Consider the following 18337-nt stretch of genomic DNA (forward strand, 5'->3'; position numbering starts at 1 on the left):
CCGCCTGCCGGGAACCACCCTTCTTATCACGACGCGGGGGACTCCCGCGCCAGCCGCGAGCGCAGCTCCCTCCTGTCGACCTTGAGCACGCTGGTCAGGGGGATCGCGTCCACGAACCTGATCTCGCGGGGATGGCGCAGCCGCCCGACCCTCTCCCTGGCCCACTCGGTCAGCGCCTCCGCCGTGACCGTGGCCCCCGGCCGCAGGCGCACGAACGCCACGACCTCCTCGCCGAGCCGGGGGTCCGGACGGCCCACGACGCCGGACATCGCCACGTCCGGGTGCCTGTTCAGCGCGTCCTCCACGTCCCGCGGGAAGATATTGAAACCGCCCCTGATGATCAGGTCCTTCCTGCGGTCCACGACGTACAGGTAGCCGTCGTCGTCCACGCAGCCGATGTCGCCGGTGCGCAGCTCCCCGTCCACCAGCGCACGCGCGGTCGTCTCCGGCGAGCGCCAGTACCCGCGCATGACCGGCTCGCCCCGGACGCAGATCTCGCCGAGGTCGCCCGGCTCCGCCGGCTCGCCGTCGTCGTCCCTGATCGTGATCGTGTAGCCGGGCAGCGGCGGGCCCGCGCTGCCCACCTTCCGCCGGTCCGGCGGGTTGACCGTCGCCACCGCGCTCGTCTCGGTCAGGCCGTACCCCTCCAGCAGCCGCACCCCGGCCATGCGCCGCTCGAACTCCTCGATGGCCTCCCGCCCGAGCGGCGCCGCGCCGCAGGTCAGGTACAGCAGATCGGGGAGCGGGGTGGTCTCCAGAGGCTCGTCCAGCAGGTCGCGCACCATGGCCGGCACCACCGCGCCGTACTGGACGCGGTGCTCGGTGGCGATCTGCAGGAACGCCTTGGCGGTGAACGCCCGCATCACCACGGTGTGCTGGGGTTCGGGGGAGTGCATGGCGGTGAGCGCGACGATGAGGCCGTAGGAGTGCGACAGCGGCACGGGGATGATGGCCCGCGTCACCCCCGGCCGGTAGGTGACCTCGTGGGCGGCCCTGGAGACCTGCCACAGGCCCGCGTGGGTGAGCATGACGCCCTTGGCCCGGCCGGTGGTGCCGCCGGTGTAGAGCAGGGCCGCGAGATCGCCCTCGTCACGGTCGGCGTGCCCCTCGCCGGGGGTGGCCTCCAGCTCGGCGAAGCCGACGACCCGCCCCTCGCCCTCCGGGGCCTCTCCGGTCACGACGATCGGGAGGTCCCGCGTCGCCGCCAGGACGAGCGGCAGCACCTCGGCGGAGACGACCAGGGCACGCGGCTCGCCGTCGGCCACGATGTGCGCCAGCTCGCCGGCGGACACCAGGGGCACCACCGGGGTCACGACCGCGCCCGCCGCCCACGCCGCCCGGTAGGCGATCAGCACCTCGGGCCGGTTGGCCGCCATCACCAGCACCCGGTCGCCCGGCCCCACGCCGAGCCGTCTCAGCCCCGCCGTGGCCCCGCGCACGCGTTCCGCCAGGGCGTGGGCGCGATGCCAGACGCCCTCGTGGTACAGCGCGTCGAAGTCGCCGAACCCGGCCCACGACCTCTCCGCCAGGCGGCCGAGCGTACGCTCCGGAGCCATCGCGATCACCTACTCCCACGGCGGGGGACTACCGTTCCGCACGCCAACCTGTTCCGGCGCGCCGGGCGGCGTCAACCCCTGTCGCGGTCAGTTCACGTCCGCGACACCGGTGATGCGGTGCAACGCGAAACGGTGGACGGCGGCGCGGGTCTCGTCGTACGCGGTGAGGTAGCCGCCCTCCATGCGGGCGGGCTCCAGGATGCGGCTGGTCGCGTGGCCCTGGGAGTCCAGGTAGCCGATCCAGACGCGCGAGCCCTGCCGGATCGCCTCCTGCAACAGCGTGATCGTCCCGGTCGAGGGCGTGCGCGGCACCTGGCCGTCCGGCGCGGCCGCGGGACGCCTGCGCGTCCGGTGCGCCTCGTCCCCCGCCCGCATGGCGCGCACGGCCGCCGCCGCCACGTCCGGGTCCAGGGCCGCGGCGGCGGGGACGGGACGGGCCGCGGGCGCGCGCTCGGTGCGGCGGGCGTCGGCCCGGGTGACCACCACGTCGCCCTCGGAGGACTCGGCGACGGGGGAGTACCCGAACGCGCGCAGCGAGTCCACCACGACCGCGCGGGAGCTGCGGGAGGCCACCACCGTGGGGGCCAGGCGCCGCAGCCGCAGCGGCGCCGCCCGCTTGTCGGCCATCACCTCGTCGAGCAGGGCCGGGTCGTCGCACCGCACGTAGGAGCTGGCCGTGCCCACCCGGACCCGGCCGTGCCGGCGCGCCACGTCAGACACCAGGTAGCGCAGCGGCTGCGGGACCGGCGTGGCCGAGTGCTTCTCCAGCATGGCCACCACGTCGTCCGCGCTGGCCCCGGCGTCCAGAGCCCTGCGGATCGAGCCCTCGCCGAAGCGGTACACGGTCGCGCCGCCCTTGGACTCGACGTCGGCGACCAGCGCCAGCCAGCGGCCGAGGTCGCCGGTCAGCGGGCCGGGGGCGACCGCCGTGAGGTCGGCCTGGAGCAGCACGTGGTCCACGGGCTCGGGCAGCAGCGGCGCCAGCAGCCGGGCGGGGCCCTCCGGCCCGGCGGACCCGGGCAGCAGGGCGCGGCCGAACACCGACATGACGCCGAGCCCGGTCACCCCGAGCTGCTCGGCCTCGCGCAGCGTGAACCCGGCGAGCCGGTCGCGGTAGGAGCCGCGGCGGCGCGGCTGCTCGAACGCCAGCCGCTCGCGCACCGACTCCGCCGACGGCGCCAGGCCGGGCCCGGCCGAGGCGGGGACGCGCAGCGTCCGCACCCGCACCTCGACGGCGGCCGGCCTGCGCAGTTCGGGATGCAGGACGTTGAGCAGGCGGTCGCGGTCGTCGCGCTCGCCGACCAGGCCCGGCACCCGGTCGCCGGACAGCCAGGCCGACGCCAGGACCTCCCAGCGGTCCTCGGTGGCCTTGACGCGCCAGATGTCGTACTGGGTGGTGGGCAGCCACTCGCCGTCGGCGGGCGCGCTGGAGGCGATGAGGCCCGCCGCGTGGGCGACCTCGATGACCAGCGCGGCCGTCCACTCGGGAAGGTCGAGCCACTGGGCGGTCCGCCGCAGATCGCGCACGGCGAGGCCGCCGGTGCGCAGCGTGCCCGGAGGGTCGACGCCCCAGCGCTCGCACAGCTCCTCGACCGTGCGGACGAACGTGAACGCCTGGCCCGCGGCCGTCCGGTCGGCCAGGGCCTGGTCGCGGACGGCGCCCTCCAGCGGCGGCGGGCCGGGGCGCAGGTCGCGGTGGATCCTGCCGCCGCGCAGCGCGAGCCCCACCTCGCGGGGCAGCACGACCGACTCCTCGCCGGTCGCGGCCAGCAGCCCGCGCGCCAGCAGCTCCTCGATCGGGGACTGGGCCGTGGCCACGCTCACCTCGCGCCGGGCGTTCGGCACGCGGCCGGCGGGCGGCCCCCAGGCCAGCTCGTCCAGCGCCGCGCGGGCCTGGGGGCCGATGCCGGCCAGCAGTCCTTCGACGACGCCCTGATCGGCCAGCAGCGCGGCGAGGCGCTCCAGCTCGCCCTGCCCCGCCGGCGCACGTCGCGGCTTGTGCCCCTGCCCGGCCGCGCGAAGGAGGTCGGCCAGGCGGTCGGGCGGGTGGTGGCGGAACGCCTCGACGGCCGGAGGGCCGAGCCCGGCGGGCGCGTCGGAGACGTCGCGGACCCCCGGCGCGGGGCGCAGCGCGTCGTCCGGCCCGTACACCAGGGCCAGGCCGCGCAGCCGGTCGACGGCCTCACGCAGCGGGCCCTCCAGCGGCCCGGCGTCCGCGGGCACGGACCCGGCCGTCGCCGCGCGCAGCTCGGCGTACGGCAGGCCGTCGCCGTCCTCGGAGGTCATGACGAGCAGGGTCTCGACCACGGCCAGCGCGAAGCGGTCCAGCCGGTCCAGCGCGCGGCCCGTCGCCGAGGGGCTGGTGGCGCGTATCACGAGCCCTTCGAGGTGGGCGGGCACCGGGGTGACCAGCTCGGGGCGCTCGGACACCAGCGCGCGCAGCCGGTCGTCGGGGAGCCCGCGCAGCCAGTCAGTGAACCGGGTGTCCATCACGCGCCACCGAACCCTCTGTTCACCGTCACCGCAAACGCCCGCTCGCCGTAGAAACCGTCTTCTCCATCGTAGGAGGCCCGCCGCGATGGCACGCCGGGCGGGCGATCACGGTCCCGTCCCGGCCGCGGGGTTCACGGTCATGGCGATTCCCGGGAAATGGTGCGTCCGCCGGGGCGGTGCGGCAGGATGGCGAGAATGAGCGAGCGCGCCGATCAGCTCGTCCTGGAGTACGTCAGCAAGGTCGCCGACCTCGCGCACGGCGTGTTGCGCACCGAGCAGCGCCTCGACTTCGTCCGGCGGCTGCGCGCCCGCGTCGAGGAGGAACGCCGCGGCAGGGACGACGTCGCGACCGCGCGCAAGGTGATCGCCCGCTTCGGCGATCCCGCGGCGCTCGTCCAGCGCGAACTTCGCCGCCTCGCCGACGGCGGGCAGGGCACCGGGGGCCGCGCGCCGTCCCCGGGGGCGCGCGCCGGCTCGGCGGCATCCCCACGGCGCGCCACGGGCCCGCGCCTCGGGAGCACGCCCCGCGTTCCGCCCCCGGACAGGGGGCCCACCGTCCGGGCCGTGCCCGCGGAGGCCGCGGCGGACGACTTCGGGGACTCGGCGACGGAGGTCATCCCCGCCGTCACCGACGATCCGCCCGCGGTCGTGACGGCCCCCGTCCCGGTGGTCCCTCGCGAGGCGGTCCCCGGCCGGCCCCTGCGTTCCGGCGGCCGTCCGGCGTCGGGGAGGCCCGTGCCCCCGGCCCGCGGGCGGGAGTCGTTGTCCGCCCGGCTGCGCGGGGCCGCGATGGCCCGGGTGACGGGGTGGGACGCCGGGACCGTCCTGCGCGAGCGGCGCCGCGAGGTCGCCGCGATGGCGGTGCTGCTGCTGGCCGGGCTGCTCATCCCCTTCCCCCTGCCGTACGTCGCGATCTTCCCGATGCAGCTGCTGGTGTGGGCGCTCGGCGCGGTGGCCGTCCTTGCCTGCGAGGGCTGGGGGTTCAAGGACCGCGTGACAGGGCTGCTGGCCCCGGTGTTCGCCTACGTCGTCGGCGGGGTCGTGCTCGGCGCGGCCAGGACGCCCGAGGCGCCGGGCGAGGGCCTGGCGGCGTTCTTCGCCTCGTTCATGAGCGTCAGCGGTCCGATGTTCATGGCCGGGGCCGCGGCGGGCGTGCTGTGGCTGGGGTACCGGCTGGTCGCTCCGCCGCCCCGGCGGCCGCTCGGCAGGGTGCGCTGACCGGTATCCCGCTAACGGCGGTATTTCCACATATAAAAGGTCAGTCGATAAAAGCGCTTCATCCCTTGTCCCGGTCGTCATGGCCATACGGAGTACGCGGGGCGTCGCGGGATTTGGCATCCTTCAAGGGTGTATTCCGTAGGATTCGATCTTGATCTCACGCTCGCGGACACCCGTGCGGGGATCACGGCGACGATGGGCGAGTTGGCGCGCCGCCTGGGCGTCCACATCGACACCGCCACCGTGATCGCCCGGCTCGGCCCGCCGCTGGAACAGGAGCTGGCCCACTGGCTGCCCGCCGAGGACGTCGCGGCGGCGGCCGACCTGTACCGAGAGCTCTATCCGGAGATCGGCGTCTCGATGACCACTCCCATGGCGGGCGCGGCGGAGGCCGTGGCGCTGGTGCGCCGGCACGGCGGGCGGGTCATCGTCGTGACCGCCAAGCACGAGAGGAGCGCCCGCGAGATCGTGGAGGCGCTGGGCCTGGAGGCCGACCAGGTGGTGGGTTCGGTCTTCGCCGCGGACAAGGGCGCCGCGATCCGGTCGTTCGGAGCGGCGGTGTACGTCGGGGACCACGTGGGCGACATCACGGCGGCCAAGGCGGGCGGTGCGCTGAGCGTGGGCGTGGCGACGGGCCCGTTCACCGCCGATGCGCTGCGTGACCATGGAGCCGATGTGGTGTTGTCGGATTTGACGGGTTTCGGGCAATGGTACGAGGGCTGGCGGGGCCCGGAAATCGAGGCCGTTTCGACGGTCATGTGATGCTCCGCCTGGGCATAACCTACATCCATCCACCATTCATGACAGTCTGAACGAGGTCACCCTGTGCCTACCGGCAAGGTCAAGTGGTACGACGCTGACAAGGGCTTCGGGTTCCTCACCCGCGACGACGGCGGTGAGGTCTTCGTGCACTCCTCGGCGCTTCCCAAGGGCGTGGAAGCGCTCAAGCCCGGTCAGAAGGTCGAGTTCGGTGTGGCCGAGGGCCGCCGTGGCCAGCAGGCTCTTTCAGTCCGCGTGCTGGAGCAGCCGCCCACGCTCGCCAAGACGGCGAAACCAAAGGCCAAGCGCAAGAAGCCGGACGAACTAGTCGTCATCGTCGAAGACCTGATAAAGCTCCTGGACGACGTCTCCAACTCCTACCAGCGCGGCAAGCACCCCGACGCCGCGCACGCCAGGAAGATCGCGACCGTGCTGCGCGCCGTCGCGGACGACCTCGACGCCTGAGGCGTCCCCTCGCCCGCTCTCCGATCCCGGCCCGCACCCCTCCCTGGGCCTCGGCCGGCGCGCGGGCCGTCGTCCCGTGCGGCTCCCCTCAGCCGTGCGGGTTGGTCAGTGGTTTGGTCCCGCCCGGCCTCGGGCCGTCCGAGTGCGACTCCGGGTACGACTCCCGGTGCGGCTCGGGCCGGGCCCCGGGGCCGTCGGCGCGGACGTCCTCGGTCCGGGCCGGGTACACGTCCGTGAACGGTTTCGGCCCGGCCGGTGACGGGGGCGGCACGTCGAGGACCACCCCGGCCCGGTCCCGCAGCCTGCGCCGCCTGCGGAGCAGGATCCAGACCAGCGCGACGACCAGCGCGGCGGCGACGACGCCGAGGCCCACCGGCCCCGTGGAGCGTCCCGACCACAGCGACAGCAGCAGGCCGGCGAGCCCGCCCGCCACCCAGGCGATCTGCAGCAGCGCCTCCACCACGCCGAAGGTCGAGGAGCGGACCTCCTCGCCGATCTCCCGCTGCACGACCGCGTCCAGCGCCAGCTTGCCGATCTCCTGGGCGAACCCGGCGACGAGGGCGACGCCGACGGCCGCCCAGAGCGAGAAGAAGATCGCCGAGGCCGCCGCCGTCACCGTGGCGAGGCCGAGCGCGACCAGCACGATCACCTGGGGCGGCCGGCCCCGCACCCAGGACGCGACGGCCGCGCCGAGCAGGCCGCCGGCGCCCGCCGCGCCCGCGAGCATCGCGATCAGCGCCTCCTCGGGGAGGCCGCTGCCGCGCAGGTTGCCGTCCTTGACCAGGAAGAGCAGGAACAGCACGAGAAAGCCGGACAGGACGCGAATCGCGGCGTTGGCCCGTACGGCCTCCGCCACCACCGGCCCGATGTTCAGCACCGTGCGCCAGCGCGGCCGCGCGGCCCCGCCCTCCTCGGTCTCCTCGAGATCGGGCGCGTCGACGTGCCGGGGCAGCCGCACCGCGCCCACCCCGGCCGCGATGAAGAGCACCATGGTGCCGCGCAGCACCCAGTCCGCTCCGGCCCACACCGTCAGGCCCGCCGCGACCGGGGCGGCCAGCCCCGCCGAGACCAGCGCGAACAGCGCGACCCGGGCGTTGGCCGTGACCAGGCCGATGTCGGCGGGCAGGACGCTCGGCATCGTCGCCGCCCGCGACACGTTGTACGCCTTGGACAGCACCAGGACCGCGAGCGCGGCCGGGAACAGCGTGAGGCCGTCGGCCGGGCCGATCGCGGCGGCCATCGCCCAGCACAGCAGGCCGCGGGCCAGCAGCGTCCCCGCCATGATGTAGCGGCGTCCCGAGCGGAAGCGGTCCAGCACCGGGCCGACGAACGGGGCGAGGACGGCGAACGGCACCATCGTGATCAGAAGGTAGAGCGCCACCTGGCCCCGGGCCTGGTCCACGGGCAGGCCGAAGAAGAGCGTGCCCGCCAGCGCCACCGTGACCAGCGCGTCGCCCGCGCTGTGGGCGGCGGTCAGCTCGATCAGGCGCCCGAGCCCGGTGCGGTCCGCCCCCTGGGCGTGGGTCAGCCTGCGGGTGGCGCCACGGACGCCGCGCCCGGCCCGCGCCGTCCCCTTGGCGGCGCCGCCGCCCGCCCGCGCCGTCGTCCTGACGGCCGTGCGCCCGGCGCGGAACGTGCCGCGGCCCGCGTCCGCGGTGGCGCGCGCCGCGCGGGACAGCGAGCGCCTGGCGCGGTTCCAGCCGTCCCCCATCACGCGCGCGCGGACGGGGCACCGTGACCGGTGGCCGAGCGATCCACGCTTCCTCCCTCGCAGCGATCGGTTCCGCCGTCCATCTCGCCCTCTATATGCGTCTTCCCCCTGTTCGCTGTGGCTCATGGCGGTACGCATGGATACGCCCGGCCGTCGCGGCCGGCGCCCGTTCCCGGCCGCTTGACGATGGGTCTTCCCGGCCTTGGGCGCCGCTTTGGTTTCCAGTCCTACCCCACCCATCGGCGTGATGTCCGCTCCCGGCATGGGTGAGAATTGACGTGTGAGCCGCACTCGTTCCCGCACCTTTGCCGTCGACCAAGCCTGCGCCGTCGCCGTGGAGCCGGCCAGGGCCGCCGCCGAAGCCATCGCCCGCCCCGGCGAGGTGGGGGAGCATCTCGGCTTCGAGTCGGAGGGCGAGCGCGTCGTCACCCACTACTTCGCCTGCCTCGACCGCGCCTATCGCGGCTGGCGCTGGGCCGTCACCGTGGCCCGCGCCTCCCGCGCCCGCAACGTCACCGTCAGCGAGACGGCCCTGCTTCCCGGCGCCGACGCGCTGCTGCCCCCCGCGTGGGTCCCGTGGAGCGAGCGGCTGCTCCCCGGCGACCTCGGCGTGGGCGACCTGCTGCCCACCTCGGAGGACGACGACCGCCTCGCCCCCGGATACACCGTCACCGACGACGACTCCGACCAGCAGATGATTTTCGAGTACGGCCTGGGCCGCGCCCGCGTGCTGTCGGCCGTCGGCCGCGACCGCGCCGTGCACCGCTGGCACGCCGGGGACTCCGGGCCGCACACCCCGCTCGCGCACGCCGCGCCCGCGCAGTGCTCCACCTGCGGCTTCTACTGGCCGCTCGCGGGCTCGCTGCGGCTCGGCTTCGGCGTGTGCGCCAACGAGTTCGCCCCCGACGACGGCAAGGTGGTCTCGGCCGACCACGGCTGCGGCGCGCACTCCGAGGCCGTCGCCACCGCGCCGGGGGGCGCCGAGCACGCGGTGCCCATCCTCGACGATCTCGGCTACGACCTCATGGAGGAGGGCGTGCCGGAGGCCGGCTCGGTCGTGGCGTCCAACGGCGAGGACGGCTCCGAGCCGCTCGGCCACTCCTGACCGCCGGGCGGGATCGTCCGCGAAACCCGCCCGCCACGGGCCGCGTCACGATATCTCCGGAAATTTCAAGCTTTACGGCTGTGTGGCAGCCGGCCGCCCTCCAGCATGGGACACGACTGGTGACCGACGTGACAGTGACAGACGGTGCGACAGACGGCGCGGCCGACGGCTTCGGCGCCGAGCGCGTGCGCGCGACCGTCCTCGCCGCCTGGACCGCCTCGCCCGCCCGCTTCCGCGAGGACGCCAACGCCGAGGAGGACTTCGCGCTCGGCGGCTACCGTGACCGCCTGATCGTCGAGCTGGCCCAGAACGCCGCCGACGCCGCCCTGCGCGCCGGGGTCCCCGGGCGCCTGCGCCTCACGCTCGAGGACGGCGTGCTCAGCGCCGCCAACACCGGCGCCCCGCTCGACGCGGCCGGGGTCGAGGGTCTGTCCACGCTCCGCGTCTCCGGCAAGCGCGACGAGACCGGCTCGATCGGCCGCTTCGGCGTCGGGTTCGCGGCCGTCGTCTCCGTCTGCGACGAGCCCCTGATCGCCTCCCGCGCCACCGGGGCCGTGCGCTGGTCCCGCGCCGAGACCGCCGCCCTGGTCGGGGCCGAGCCCGCCCTGGCCGCCGAGCTCGCCGCGCGCGGCGGCCACGTCCCGCTGCTGCGCCTGCCCTTCGCCACCGAGCCGGTCGAGGTCCCCGCCGGGTACGACACCGTGGTGCGGCTGCCGCTGCGCGACAAGGCCGTCGAGCAGGCCGTGCGCCAGATGCTGGACGAGACCGGCCCGGCGCTGCCTCTGGCCATGCCCGCCCTGGCCGAGATCGAGATCCAGGTCGGCGGCGAGTCCCGCGCGATCACCGCCGAGGGCTGGACGGTGATGGAGTCCGCGGGCGACTTCGGCCCCGAGCAGGTCGCCGAGCTGTTCGCCGACCGTCCCACCGAGGAACGCGCCCGGCCGTACTGGCTGGTGCGCTGGGCGGTGCCCGCCGCGGAGGGGCCGCTGCCCAAGGACGTCGCCCCGGTCGTGCACGCGCCGACGCCGAGCGACGAGCCGCTCGACCTGCCCGCCCTGCTCATCGCCACCTTCCCCCTCGCCACCGACCGCCGGCACGTCGCGCCCGGCAGGCTCGCCGACTTCCTCGTCGAGCGGGCCGCCGACACCTACGTCGAGCTGCTGCGGTCCCTGCCGAGGACGCCGCGCCTGCTCGGCCTGGTGCCCGGCCTGATGGGCAAGGGCGAGCTCGACGCCGCGATCCGCCGGGCGATCCTGCGCCGCCTGCCCGACACCCCGTTGCTCCCCGCCATCTCCCCGCCCGCCGACGCCGACCCGGGCCAGGCCGATACCCACGGGCCCGCCGCCGACCGGCCCGGCGAGCCGCCGTACGTCGTCTCCGGCCGGCAGGCCGCCGTGGTCGAGGGCCCGGCCGAGTTCCTGGACAAGATCGCGCACGCCGTGCCGGGCCTGCTGCCCGCGGGCTGGGCCGTCCGGCACCCCGCGCTCACCACCCTCGGCGTGCGGCGGGTCGAACTGTCCGACGTCATCGACCTGCTGTCCGGCGACGCCGTCGCGGACGCCTCGCCCGCCTGGTGGCGCGAGCTCTACGAGACGCTGCCCGGCGACGACCGCGAGGCCCTCGGCGCGCTGCCCGTCCCCCTCGCCGACGGCCGCCTCGTGCGCGGGCCGCGCGGCACGCTGCTGCTCGGGGACGGCGGCTCCTCCCTGGACGCGGCGCTGCTCGCGCCGCTCGGCCTGCGCATCGTCCACCCCGAGGCCGCCCACCCTCTGCTGCTGCGGCTCGGCGCCGCCGAGGCCACCCCGAACAGCGTCCTCGAGGACCCGCTCACCCGCGCCACGGTCTCGGAGTCCCTCGACAGCGCCGACCCCGAGCCGGTCGCCCAAGCGGTCCTGGCGCTGGTCGAGGCCGCGGGCCTGTCGGCGGGCGAGGCCCCCTGGCTGTCGGAGCTGGCGCTGCGCGGCGCGGACGGCGAGCTGTACCCGGCGGGCGAGATGCTGCTCGGCGAGGGCTCGCTGGCCAAGCTCATCGACCAGGACGTCCCCTTCGGCGTGGCCGCCCCCGACCTGGTCGAGCGGTACGGCTCGCGCGTGCTGTCCGCGGCGGGCGTCCTGGACGGCTTCGCGGTCGTCAACGACACCGACGTCCTGCTCGACCCCGACGAGTGCGACCACGAGCTCGACGCCGAGGACCAATGGCTCGAAGCCGTCCTCGACGTCCTGCCCGAGACCGCCGTCCCGCCGGTGGCCCGCGAGTTCACCGCGATCAGGGACCTCGAATACGTCGCCGACTGGCCCGCGGCGCTGGCCCTGCTGACCCGCCCGCCCCTGCGGGCCGCGCTCCAGCCGCTGCGCGCGCTCGCCGACGGCGAGGTGGTCGAGGCGCCCTCGTACACCGCGTGGTGGCTCTCCCGGCACCCCGTGCTGGACGGGCGCCGTCCCACGTCCCTGCGCCTGCCCGGCGGCGACCCGTTGCTGTACGGCCTGTACGGCGACGCGCCGGCCGGCCTGGACGCCACCGCGCTGTCCATGCTCGGTGTGCGCACCACGCTGGCCGACCTGCTCGCCTCGCACGGCGGCCCCGACGAGCTGCTCGACCTGCTCGCCGATCCCGCGCTGGAGGTGGACCGGGCCCAGCTCCGCGCGCTGTGGATCGCCCTGGCGGGCGTCGAGCCGTCCCGCGTCGCCCCGCCCACGGCCGTGCGGGCCGTGCTGTCCGGCCGCATCGTCGTCGCCGACGCCGAGGACGGCCACCCGATCGGCGGCAACGGCCCCGGCGACACCGTCGAGGGCCTGACCTCCGCGGGCGCGCCGGTCGTCGTCGAGGCGCCCGACCTGCTCGCGCTCGTCGCCGCGCGCCCGCTGGTGCTGGCCCCGTTCGACCTGGCAGAGGCGCTGTCGGAGCTGCTCGACCTCCCCGTGGCCGGGGAAGAGGTCACCGGCGAGGTCACCTCCTCGGGCGAGGAGCGTCCGGTGCCCGCCCAGGTGCGCTCGCTGCTGCCCTCCGCGCCCGCCACCTACGTCGAGCACGCGGCGCTCACCGTGGACGGCGCGCGCGTGCCGTGGCGCTTCTTCGAGGGGGCCGTGCACGCGACCGGCGTCGAAGGGCTGGCCCGGGGCCTGGCCTGGGCGAGCGGCCAGTGGGGCGACCGGCTCGCGGTCGCGGCCCTGCTGCGCGACCCGGACGCCGTGCCCCTGCTCCTCGCGGAGGCCGACCTCGACAGCTAGGGGACGCTACGACGGCGTGTGGCCGGGCACCGACCGGCCCGCGCGGTCGTCGTCCGGCATCTCGGCGGGCGGAGGGGCCGCGTGCCGGTCGCGGCGCCAGACGTAGAAGCAGCCGAACAGCCCGAGCCCGATGCCCGCCACGCACGTCCAGATCCACCAGCCGTGCTCGGCGGGCACCCCGAGGACGAGCAGCACGACCAGCGCGACCACCCACAGGCCCGTGCCCACGAGGATCGCCGCGGTGTCGTTGGTCTTCAACGGGGCAAGATCCGGGGGGCGCGGCTCGTTCACGCAGTCCAGCCTAGGCGAGAACCCCCGGCGAGGGGTCCACCGGGCCTTCGTCAGGACCCGAACCGCGCACAAGTTGGTCTCGAAAGGACTACGAGCAGGTCAGAGCTCTTCTCCGTTCTGACAGCGAGGTGCGAATCTGCCCGCGTGAGTGAGATAACCGCCCCTGCATCCCCGTCGTCCGGATTCCGCGACCGGCTCGACCGGTACTTCCACATCAGCGAGCGGAACTCGACGCTGAACCGCGAGATCCGCGGCGGTCTGGCCACGTTCTTCACGATGGCCTACATCGTCGTGCTCAACCCGCTGATCCTCGGCGGGGTCAAGGACGCCGACGGGCAGTACCTCGGCGACGGGACCACCCAGAACATCGCCCTCATCGCCGCGGCCACCGCGCTGACGGCGGGCGTTCTCACGATCCTCATGGGCGTCGTGGCCAAGGTGCCGTTCGCCCTGGCGGCCGGGCTCGGCCTGAACGCCTTCGTCGCCTTCGGGCTGGCTCCCACCATGTCGTGGGAGGACGCGATGGGCCTGATCGTGCTGGAGGGCATCGTCATCACGATCCTCGTGCTGACCGGGTTCAGGACGGCCGTCTTCCACGCCATCCCCGCCCAGCTCAAGACCGCGATCAGCGTGGGCATCGGCCTCTTCATCGCCCTGATCGGGTTCGTGGACTCCGGCTTCGTCCGCAAGGCCGCGGGGACGCCGCTGGAGCTCGGCATCGGCGGCTCGCTGTCGAGCTGGCCGATCTTCGTCTTCGTGATCGGCCTGCTGATCACCGTCCTGCTCGTGGCGCGCAAGGTGAAGGGCGCGATCCTGCTCGGCATCGTCGCCACCACGGTCCTGGCGATCCTGGTCGAGGCCGTCGCCAAGGTCGGGCCGTCCGCCGGAGGCAAGAACCCGCTCGGCTGGAGCCTGGTCACCCCCACCATGCCCGACAAGATCGTCGGCGTGCCGGACCTCAGCCTGTTCGGCCAGTTCAGCCTGTTCGGCTCGTTCACCAAGATCAGCGCCGTGCTGGCCGTCATGTTCGTGTTCACGCTGCTCATCACGGACTTCTTCGACACGATGGGGACGATCGTCGGCGTCGGCGGCCAGGCGGGCCTGGTCGACGCGGACGGCACGCTGCCCCGCACCCGCGAGATCCTGCTGATCGACTCGGTCGCGGCGGCGGCCGGCGGCGCGGCGTCCACCTCCTCCAACACCACCTACATCGAGTCGGCGGCCGGCGTCGGCGAGGGCGCCCGCACCGGCCTCGCCAGCGTGGTCACCGGCATCCTCTTCCTCCTGGCCGCCTTCCTCTCCCCCCTCGCCAACGTCGTCCCCTACGAGGCCGCCGCCCCCGCCCTGGTCGTCGTCGGCTTCCTCATGCTGACCGCCATCCGCCAGATCGACTTCACCGACTACGAGATCGCCATCCCGTCCTTCCTGACGATCGTCCTGATGCCCTTCACCTACTCGATCAGCAACGGCATCGGCGCGGGCTTCATCACCTACGTCATGATCAAGCTGGTCAAGGGCAAGGCGCGCGAGGTGCACCCTCTGCTGTGGCTCGTGACCGCACTATTCGTGATCTACTTCGCCATGGGGCCGATCAAGATCCTCTTTGGGTTGACCTGACAGCGACCTTCCGGGGCCGTTGTGGAGGACGTGAAGCACTTGCCGCGACGGCCCTCGCGTCGGCTTCTCCGTTGTGCGAGGGGACAGAGCGATGGATCACGTTCCGCTGAAGTAGGAGAACGGAGCCACGGATACACCTTCGGACACGGCTCTGTCGTCCTCCTCGCCGGCGTCGGGGTCCAGTTCCCCGGCCCACACTGAGCGCATGGACCACACGGAGAAGCCTGCATGGAAGTCGAATCCGATGTCCGATGGCTCGCTCGTGTACCATTCCGACGCTCGAACGCCTCGCTGCGGCGTTGGAGTTGCGGCTCAGCGTTCAGCTGGAGCCACGGCGCCAGGCGAGCTGATGGCGGCGGTGAGGTCTCAGCGCTTCACGGCGCGGAGGATGACGAACTTCGGGTTGCTGGCCGCTGTTTCGCAGTTGCCGAAGAGGCGGCGGAGTTTGGTGTGGTAGGCGAGGTGGCGGTTGCCTATCACCCAGAGTTCGCCGCCGGGGCGGAGGGCGGTGCGGGAGCCGGTGAACATGCGCCAGGCCGTGGCGTCGGTCGTGGCGCGGTGGGTGTGGAACGGCGGGTTGTTCAGGATCAGGTCCACCGACGCCTTCGGGACGCCTGACATTCCGTCGGAGGCGAGCAGTTCGACCGGGGCGTCGAGGTTGGCCTTCCAGGTGGCCTCGGCGGAGGCCAGGGCCTGGTGGGACTCGTCGATGAAGAGCACCTCGGCGTCGCGGTTGTCCAGGGCCGCCGCCATCCCGAGGACGCCGTTGCCGCATCCGAGGTCCACCACCCGGTCGTGGCCCCGGCGGTGCGGGAGGTTGCTCAGCAGGAAGCGGGTGCCGATGTCGAGCCGGTCGGCGCAGAAGATGCCCGCGTGGTTCACGACGGTCCGGCCCGAGGCGACGCCGACGTCGGAGGGGAGCTCGTAGCGTCGCGGCCACGGGCTCGGGCCCGGGTTCAGGCCGGGGTCCGGCGCGCAGAAGATGAGCCGCGCCTTCTTCGCGGCGAGGGACGTGCGGGTGGGGCCGAGGATCTTCTCGAAGAGGCGCAGCGTCGAGGTGTGGATCTCGGTCACCATGCCCGTGCCCACGACGAGCGTGCCCGCGTGGACGGAGGGCGCGAGGCGGTGGAGCTGGTCCTCCAGGAGGGCCAGGCTCTTGGGCACGCGGACCAGCAGCGTGTCGACGCGCGGGGGAGGGTCGTCCCGGGTGGTCAGCAGGCGCACGGCCGCGGGGTCCACGCCGTTGCGGGCCAGGTTGGCGCGGGTGGCCTCCTGGGTGAGGAACGAGTCGGTGATCTGGACGGGACGGCGCTCGGCGAGCGCGGTGACCAGCGCGCCCCACCGGTCGCCGAGCACGACCACGGTGCCCCGCGGATCGGCGGGCGGTCCGTCGGCGCCGGCGAGATGCCGGAGCAGGTACTCGTCGGCGGCGTCCCAGGCGCGCAGCGGATCGCGAGGATCCTCGGGATGGCGGGCGAGGTCGAGCTCGCCCCATTCCGTCGTCAGCCGCTCCACCGCGCCCACGCTAGCGACTCCCGAAGCCTGGGGAGTAATCCACGTCCCGGCGCCCGAGGGCGGACGCGCGGGGCCCGCGGCAGAGCCTTCGAGATGGGCCGCGCGGGCGTGGTGAGGGGACGGCGGACGGGCAGGCCGGGGTTAGGGTGGGGTGTGGTCGGCAAGGGGCGTCGGGGCGTGCCGGTGGAGCTCTTGGGGCATCTGCGGCAGGCGCGTGACCGCATGGACCGCGATTACCGCGCGGAGCTGGACCTGGACGCGCTGGCCGCCGTCGCCGGGATCTCCAAGTACTACTTCATCCGCTGCTTCGAGGCGGCCTACGGCGAGACCCCGATGCGCTACCTCACGCGCCGCCGCCTGGAGCGCGCCCAGGACCTGCTGCGCGCGGCCAACCTGACGGTGACCGAGATCTGCATGGCCGTGGGGTTCACGAGCCTCGGCTCGTTCTCGTCGAAGTTCACGCAACTCGTCGGCGAGAGCCCGAGCGCGTACCGCGACCGGTGGGCGGCGCGCGGCCGCCCGCACATCCCCGGGTGCTACCTGTTCATGAACGGCGTGCTCGACCTGGCCGGGACGAAGGCGCCGGGGGACACGGGGCCGTCCGATTGTGCAATTTTGGAGAAGCCCAGTTCAGAGGGCCCGGAGTAGCTTCTCCCGCATGATTACGAACATCTCGCTGACCACGGTGTACTGCCTCGACCAGGACGAGGCGCGTGACTTCTACGTCGACGTCCTCGGCTTCGTCCCGGCCGCCGACGTGTCCATGGAGGGCTTCCGCTGGGTGACCGTGTGCCACCCCGACCACCCCGAGCTCCAGATCACGCTCATGAAGCCGGGCCCGCCGCTGGACGAGGAGGCCGCGGCCTTCTACCGGCGGCAGCTCGAGAAGGGCCAGAGCGGGGGCCTCGGGCTGGCGGTGGACGACTGCCGCAAGACCTACGAGGAGCTGACCGCCAAGGGCGTGACGTTCCTGCAGACGCCGGAGGAGCGGCCGTACGGCGTCGAGGCCGTCATGCGCGACAACCAGGGGAACTGGATCGTGCTGGTCGAGGCCAAGGCGCGAGGCTGAGCCGGGGCCGCCCGCGACGGGGGTCGCGGGCGGTCGGCGCGGGGGTCAGCCCGTCAGGCAGGTGGCTCCGTTGAGGGAGACCTTGACGGGGGCGGTGGCGGTGCCGCCGTGTGCGGCGTTGAATCCGACCTGGGTGGCGGTGCCGGCGGGGATGGTCTTGTTCCATTGCAGGTGGGCGCCGCTGATCCGCGTCCCGTCCTGTGTCCAGGTGGCCGACCAGCCGGAGGCCAGGCGGGGCGCGGGCGAGGCGTAGTCGATGGCCAGCGTCCAGCCGTCGATCGTGGTGGTGCCGGTGTTGCGGATGGTGATCTCGGCGCTGAGCCCGGTGGTCCATGTCGTCGCCCGGTAGGTCACCGTGCAGGTCCCGGTGGGCAGGCCCTCGCGGGCCAGGGCGGACAGCGAGTCGGAGGGCAGGCTGAGGTTGTCCGCCGCGTCCCTGGCCACCACGAAGTAGAGGTAGCGCTTGCCTGTCTCCAGGCCCGACTCGGTGAAGCTGGGGTGCGCGGAGGCCGTGCGCGTGCCGACCTTGAGGTAGGTGGTCGCGGTCTTCCGGTAGAGGTCGTAGGCGGCCACGCCGACGTTGTCGGTCGAGGGCTGCCAGCAGAAGGCCACGCCGGGGTAGTCGGCCAGGCAGCCGTCCGTCAGACCGGTCGGTTTGGTCGGCGCCGCGATGTCGTCGGGGACGGGGCTCGGCGAGATGGTGGGCGTCATCCCGAGCGTCGCCACGGTTGTGATCATCTGGGACGGCAGGCTGACGTTGCCCGCGGCGTCCCTGGCCGAGACGTACATCGTGTACAGGCGGCCGTAAACGCCGGAGAAGCCGCCGATGGTGCTGGTCGTGGTGGTGCGGTAGACGAATCCGGCGGAGGTCAGCTCGTAGATGTCGTATCCGACGACCCCGGTGTCGTCGTTCGAGGGCGTCCAGCAGATGGAGGCGTACCCGGTCGGGACGGTGGGGGCCAGCGGGGGCGGGCAGGGACGCACGCCCCCGGGCTCGGTGGGCGGGGTGACGTCGCCGGCCGCGGCGGCGTTCGCGGCCTGCGGCGGGAGCGCCGCGGCCACCTGGGGTGCGGGTACCGCGAGGGCGGCCTGTCCCGCGGATCCGATCACGAGCGCGGTGGCGACGAACGCCAGGGTGAGGAGAACCGCGCTTAAGGAGTGCTTGCCGATCTTCATTCCGCCCCTTGTGTCGATTGGTGTCGGCGTGGATCCCCCCGCGTAGAGCGTGAAGCAACTTCACCAATTCGTAAAGGGCCCGAACTTTCGTGACCGGGGCCGCCCGCGACGGGGGTCGCGGGCGGTCGGCGCGGG

General features: G+C 74.0%; 14 protein-coding genes. 8 read left to right on the top strand and 6 right to left on the bottom strand.

All coding sequences use genetic code 11. The features are described from left to right. Positions 1 to 26: 26 nt before the first annotated feature. Together BJ981_RS13660 and BJ981_RS13665 are read right to left on the bottom strand one after the other, a co-directional pair. The gene (locus BJ981_RS13660; RefSeq protein ID WP_184611392.1) at positions 27 to 1556 is read right to left on the bottom strand and encodes a class I adenylate-forming enzyme family protein; all 1530 of its coding nucleotides are present in this window, start codon (positions 1554 to 1556) and stop codon (positions 27 to 29) included. 87 nt (positions 1557 to 1643) lie between these two features. Continuing rightward, the gene (locus BJ981_RS13665) at positions 1644 to 4046 is read right to left on the bottom strand and encodes a helicase-associated domain-containing protein (protein WP_184611394.1); all 2403 of its coding nucleotides are present in this window, start codon (positions 4044 to 4046) and stop codon (positions 1644 to 1646) included. Positions 4047 to 4244: 198 nt separating this feature from the next. Here BJ981_RS13665 and BJ981_RS13670 point away from each other — a divergent pair, with 198 nt between their 5' ends. From BJ981_RS13670 to BJ981_RS39160, 3 genes are all read left to right on the top strand, one after another. After that, a complete protein-coding gene (locus BJ981_RS13670) occupies positions 4245 to 5267 on the top strand; it encodes a hypothetical protein (protein ID WP_184611396.1) in 1023 nt (340 codons plus the stop codon). Between the two features lie 129 nt (positions 5268 to 5396). Then, positions 5397 to 6029, top strand: a complete 633-nt coding sequence (locus BJ981_RS13675) for an HAD family hydrolase (protein ID WP_184611398.1) — start codon at positions 5397 to 5399, stop codon at positions 6027 to 6029. A 63-nt stretch (positions 6030 to 6092) separates the two neighbouring features. Continuing rightward, positions 6093 to 6491 carry a cold-shock protein gene (locus BJ981_RS39160; RefSeq protein ID WP_184611400.1) on the top strand — a complete coding sequence of 133 codons (399 nt, stop codon included), beginning with the start codon at positions 6093 to 6095 and terminating at the stop codon, positions 6489 to 6491. An 88-nt stretch (positions 6492 to 6579) separates the two neighbouring features. On the opposite strand, the gene BJ981_RS13685 is transcribed toward BJ981_RS39160, so the two are convergent. Beyond that, positions 6580 to 8202, bottom strand: a complete 1623-nt coding sequence (locus BJ981_RS13685) for an MFS transporter (protein ID WP_184611402.1) — start codon at positions 8200 to 8202, stop codon at positions 6580 to 6582. 280 nt (positions 8203 to 8482) lie between these two features. Here BJ981_RS13685 and BJ981_RS13690 point away from each other — a divergent pair, with 280 nt between their 5' ends. Both BJ981_RS13690 and BJ981_RS13695 read left to right on the top strand, forming a co-directional pair. After that, entirely contained in the window at positions 8483 to 9307 is an 825-nt protein-coding gene (locus tag BJ981_RS13690) for a DUF3027 domain-containing protein (RefSeq protein ID WP_184611404.1), read from the top strand. A gap of 134 nt (positions 9308 to 9441) precedes the next feature. Beyond that, a complete protein-coding gene (locus tag BJ981_RS13695) occupies positions 9442 to 12534 on the top strand; it encodes a sacsin N-terminal ATP-binding-like domain-containing protein (RefSeq protein WP_184616013.1) in 3093 nt (1030 codons plus the stop codon). 6 nt (positions 12535 to 12540) lie between these two features. Here BJ981_RS13695 and BJ981_RS13700 read toward each other — a convergent pair whose 3' ends face one another. After that, entirely contained in the window at positions 12541 to 12825 is a 285-nt protein-coding gene (locus BJ981_RS13700; protein WP_184611406.1) for a DUF2530 domain-containing protein, read from the bottom strand. A 144-nt stretch (positions 12826 to 12969) separates the two neighbouring features. Here BJ981_RS13700 and BJ981_RS13705 point away from each other — a divergent pair, with 144 nt between their 5' ends. Continuing rightward, positions 12970 to 14442, top strand: a complete 1473-nt coding sequence (locus tag BJ981_RS13705; RefSeq protein WP_204070560.1) for an NCS2 family permease — start codon at positions 12970 to 12972, stop codon at positions 14440 to 14442. 366 nt (positions 14443 to 14808) lie between these two features. On the opposite strand, the gene BJ981_RS13710 is transcribed toward BJ981_RS13705, so the two are convergent. Then, positions 14809 to 15957 (bottom strand): methyltransferase, encoded by a 1149-nt coding sequence (locus BJ981_RS13710; protein ID WP_204070561.1) that lies wholly within the window; start codon positions 15955 to 15957, stop codon positions 14809 to 14811. 177 nt (positions 15958 to 16134) lie between these two features. On the opposite strand from BJ981_RS13710, the gene BJ981_RS13715 reads away from it, so the two are divergent. Both BJ981_RS13715 and BJ981_RS13720 read left to right on the top strand, forming a co-directional pair. Then, entirely contained in the window at positions 16135 to 16605 is a 471-nt protein-coding gene (locus tag BJ981_RS13715; protein ID WP_239139578.1) for a helix-turn-helix transcriptional regulator, read from the top strand. A gap of 10 nt (positions 16606 to 16615) precedes the next feature. Beyond that, positions 16616 to 17026, top strand: a complete 411-nt coding sequence (locus BJ981_RS13720) for a VOC family protein (protein WP_184611410.1) — start codon at positions 16616 to 16618, stop codon at positions 17024 to 17026. Between the two features lie 45 nt (positions 17027 to 17071). Here BJ981_RS13720 and BJ981_RS13725 read toward each other — a convergent pair whose 3' ends face one another. Further along, a complete protein-coding gene (locus BJ981_RS13725; RefSeq protein ID WP_184611412.1) occupies positions 17072 to 18202 on the bottom strand; it encodes a cellulose binding domain-containing protein in 1131 nt (376 codons plus the stop codon). Positions 18203 to 18337 lie beyond the last annotated feature (135 nt).

Source organism: Sphaerisporangium krabiense, assembly GCF_014200435.1.
GTDB lineage: Bacteria > Actinomycetota > Actinomycetes > Streptosporangiales > Streptosporangiaceae > Sphaerisporangium > Sphaerisporangium krabiense.